4 protein-coding genes and 2 pseudogenes are annotated in these 3327 nt (G+C 46.7%); 1 reads left to right on the top strand and 5 read right to left on the bottom strand.

Going from position 1 to position 3327, the window contains the following annotated elements; all coding sequences use genetic code 11:
- The 5 genes and pseudogenes from IM477_RS23015 to IM477_RS08015 form a co-directional block, all read right to left on the bottom strand.
- On the bottom strand, positions 1-45 hold a 45-nt coding region (locus IM477_RS23015), incomplete at its 3' end, for a helix-turn-helix domain-containing protein (protein WP_353737100.1).
- Positions 46-136: 91 nt separating this feature from the next.
- A pseudogene (locus tag IM477_RS08030) lies at positions 137-529 on the bottom strand (peroxiredoxin-like family protein); the annotation flags it as partial.
- A pseudogene (locus tag IM477_RS08025) lies at positions 526-1665 on the bottom strand (anhydro-N-acetylmuramic acid kinase); the annotation flags it as partial. The pseudogenes IM477_RS08030 and IM477_RS08025, both read right to left, overlap by 4 nt.
- Positions 1666-1695: 30 nt before the next feature.
- Positions 1696-1905, bottom strand: a complete 210-nt coding sequence (gene thiS / locus IM477_RS08020) for a sulfur carrier protein ThiS (protein WP_043999042.1) — start codon at positions 1903-1905, stop codon at positions 1696-1698.
- Between the two features lie 198 nt (positions 1906-2103).
- Positions 2104-3120, bottom strand: coding sequence for a thiamine phosphate synthase (locus IM477_RS08015; protein ID WP_287731256.1), 1017 nt, complete (start codon positions 3118-3120; stop codon positions 2104-2106).
- Between the two features lie 91 nt (positions 3121-3211).
- Here IM477_RS08015 and IM477_RS08010 point away from each other — a divergent pair.
- The coding region (locus IM477_RS08010; protein ID WP_287731257.1) for a helix-turn-helix domain-containing protein at positions 3212-3327 on the top strand (116 nt) is incomplete at its 3' end.

Genomic DNA, 3327 nt, shown 5'->3' with positions numbered 1-3327 from the left:
TTGTTCGGGTGTGGGGTAAAATCGAAACGAATAGGCTTTTTCCATGTCCTTTCACACTAGCATATATTTCGTAAATGTGCTAATATTTAACAGTAAAGCCGTCGTAGAACGACGGGGTTTCAGACCCAAAATTTTCGATGAAAATTAGATTTAACCAAGCATTTTGCCCGGGAGAAAACCCAGGTAATTTTAGCGATAAACCGCGATAAAGTCCTAATAAATTATGTAATTCGGCTTTGGGGTCAACAAAAAGCCAATCTTGCCGAAATTTCGTATATTCAGCGAATTTTAACCCTGAATTGCGATCGCCGATACCGATGGCACGAATGGTTATCCCAGCATTTTGCCAAAGGGCTGCCTCTTTTTCTAACCACCAAGCGTATTCGAGACTATCAAAATCTCCCAATTGCGGCCAAACAAGAATTAAAAGACGTTTATAGTCGGCACAATCGCTTAAAATTGGCACTATTTGCCCATCGCTGACCCTTTGGCGTTGAATTGTTGAAAATATTTCATAGCTGCTGCTCATCTGTAAATTTCTCCTAATAAAACCGCTGCTTTTGCCCCCGTGACTTGCGGTAAATTACCGGGGAAATTGTGCCAGCGCCAATAGGCCAAAAGGGCAAAAGCGATCGCTTCTTTAAAATCGCTATTTAATCCTACCTCATCGGTGGTCAAAAGCTTGACATTTGACCCCAAATGTGCTAGGAGTCGTTGGCGCAGGTAGGCATTACGAGCGCCACCACCGCAGAGCAGCACTTCCGCGGGCATTTCTGGCAAAAAGGTTTGATAGCTGTGGGCGATCGAAATGGCGGTTAAATCGGTTAAACTAGCCAACCAGTCGGCATCACTGAGGGAATAAGCTTGGGCATCCCGGTGCAATTGGGCTAGATAGGCGGGGCTAAATAACTCTCTGCCGGTGGATTTAGGGGGATATTGTTGAAAATAAGGCTCCTGTAGCCATTTATGAATTAATTCGGAGCAGGGTTGACCCTGAGCCGACCATTGACCGTTATGGTCGTAGGTTTGTTGGCCTTGGCTCAAAAATTGTACGGCCAAATCGATGAGGACGTTGCCGGGGCCAGTATCCCAACCGAAAATTTTTTGCTGCCAATTTTCCCTTTGTCGGGGGGGTAGATAGGTTAAATTGCCAATACCGCCGATATTTTGGACGCAGCGGGTTTTGGTGGGGTGAGAAAGCAGATAAGCGTCAATTTTCGGCACTAGGGGCGCACCGTGACCAGCTTGGGCGATATCGGCAGCGCGAAAATTGCTAATGGTGGGAATACGGGTAATTTTTGCGATCGCTGCTCCCCGTCCTAATTGTACCGTGTAACCGAGGCGCTCGTTTGCGGGGGGTCGATGAAAAACGGTTTGACCGTGACTGCCGATTAATTGGGCTTTTGGGGCTTCTTTTTGGATATTTAAAGCGGCACGGGCGAATTCTGCGGCGATATCATCATCTAAGCTGGCTAAAGCTTCAAGGTCGAGCTTTTCTCCCCCACAGACTTGTAAAATTGTCTCGCGTAATCGGGGGGAATAGGGATAGGTTTCTCCAGCTAATAACTGCACCTGTGGAGATTCCACTGTACCGCTAATCTCCACTAAAGCGGTATCGATACCATCCACCGATGTGCCACTCATTAAACCGATAACTAACAAGTTTTTTCCCTCAACTGTCGATTGTTGATTATTTTATCCCCCTCCGACAATAGTAACAATTTCTAATTTATCCCCCTCCTTGATTTCCGTGTTTTCCCAATACTGACGATGGAGGATTTCCCCGTTATATTCCACGGCAACTAACCGAGGATTCATGCCCAAATTTTCTAACATTTGCCCTAGTTTAGTTGCGGGTAAACAGGTTTGAGTTTTGCCGTTAATTTGCAAGGTTATTTCTGACATGGATTTGGATATGAACGAATCAAGTTAATCGGAGGAGTCAGGAGACAGGAGACAGTATTCAGGAGACAGGAGACAGGAGACAGGAGACAGGAGACAGGAGACAGGAGACAGGAGATTATTTTTATTTATTCTTTCCACACCCTACACCCTACACCCTACACCCTACACCCCACTTCCCACTTCCCACTTCCCACTTCCCTACTTTAATTGGGTTAATAATTGTTGGGTGATGACCTCGGGGTGCTGCGCTTCCATGATGGCCCGGACTACAGCTACCTGTTGCGCTCCTGCCTCTAAAACCTCTTTAATGTTACTACTATCAATACCACCGATCGCAAACCAGGGTAAAGGGCAATTTTCCCGCGCATAACGGACATATTCCAATCCTGCGGGGGTTTTTCCCGCTTTGGTGGGGGTGGCATAAACCGGCCCGACTCCCACATAATCGGCCTTTTCTTGGATTGCTTTGGCCATCTCTTGGGGATTAGTGGTGGACCTGCCGATAATTGCCCCAGGACCGAGAAATTGCCGCGCTAGGGAAATCGGTACATCCTGTTGACCGAGATGAACACCATCAGCATGAATGGCCTGAGCAATATCGACGCGATCGTTCATAATAAATAAAGCATCGTAACGGTGGCATAACTCACACAGTTTAGCGGCTTCTTCTAAACGAATGGTATCAGCGGCGGTTTTATGGCGGTACTGCACCAATTTTAACCCCCCTTTTAGGGCTAATTCGACGATTTCTAGCAGATTTTCGGCGGGAGAAGTGACTAAATAGAGGGGAGATGCTTTCAGTTTTTCCAGAGGTGGCGAGATTAATAGTTTACTCTCTAGCTGATAAACCCGATAGCGCAGCTGTTTACAGGCTATCCCTAGCTCCAGATCATAGAGTTTACCGTATTCTTCTAAAACCCTAAAAGCCTCCTGTACGCGAGCGAGATTGGCCTGCAGCAGTCCCTCGACAGTCTCCCGGATTTCTTCCCTCGGATGGCTTAAATCCCTGCCGATATCGCCGGCCGTGTCCCGATGTCGTTTAAGATCGATCGAGTGCCAACTAGCTAATTGATGGCGCATTTCTTTACATTCTTGGGCTAAATCGGGATTATCTAAGCCAAAACGACACCATTCTTCGATAATTCGCAGTCCTTCTCTGGCGCGGTCAAGGTTAGCATCGAGAATCCGTTTAATCGCCGTGGTTTCTAGTTTCATCGAAAATTTTGGGTCTGAAACCCCGTCGTTCTACGACGGCTTTACTGTTAAATATTAGCGCATTTACACGATATATGCTAGAATGCGAGATATGGAAAAAGCCTATTCGTTTCGATTTTACCCAACACCCGAACGAGAGTCGCTATTTCGGCGCACTTTGGGCTGTGTAAGATTGGTTTACAATAAGGCACTCCATCTCAGAACACA

The organism is Microcystis sp. M090S1 (assembly GCF_020246295.1).
GTDB lineage: Bacteria > Cyanobacteriota > Cyanobacteriia > Cyanobacteriales > Microcystaceae > Microcystis > Microcystis aeruginosa.
This window is presented reverse-complemented; position numbering and strand designations above follow the sequence as displayed.